This is a genomic window from Hyphobacterium sp. SN044 (assembly GCF_021864465.1).
Taxonomy (GTDB): domain Bacteria; phylum Pseudomonadota; class Alphaproteobacteria; order Caulobacterales; family Maricaulaceae; genus Hyphobacterium.
Genome location: NZ_JAKKUV010000069.1, coordinates 1 through 280, shown reverse-complemented (window position 1 = coordinate 280; position 280 = coordinate 1). Strand labels below are relative to the sequence as shown.

Genomic DNA, 280 nt, shown 5'->3' with positions numbered 1-280 from the left:
CCAGAGCAAGATCCGAGACGTCCTGGCAAGGCTCCCAGACCGAGGTCGAGAGCTCCTCTTCGAGCATGGCTACGACGTCGGCGAGGGCTTTGTCGACGTCCTTTCCCAGTACCAGACGCTGCAGCATGCCGCCGAGACCGAGCGGCTGAGAGACCTCGACCGCCTGCTCGCGGAGCTGAACTCCACCCGGTAGATCACGCTTTTTCATGCATTTGTGCGTTCCAGATCGGGGGCGGCGGTGTACCATCGCAAACTAAATCAGGCTCTGGTTCGTTATAGA

1 protein-coding gene is annotated in these 280 nt (G+C 60.0%); it reads left to right on the top strand.

From position 1 onward, the window contains the following. On the top strand, positions 1–193 hold a 193-nt coding region (locus L5876_RS14690), incomplete at its 5' end, for a hypothetical protein (protein ID WP_236957107.1). Positions 194–280 lie beyond the last annotated feature (87 nt).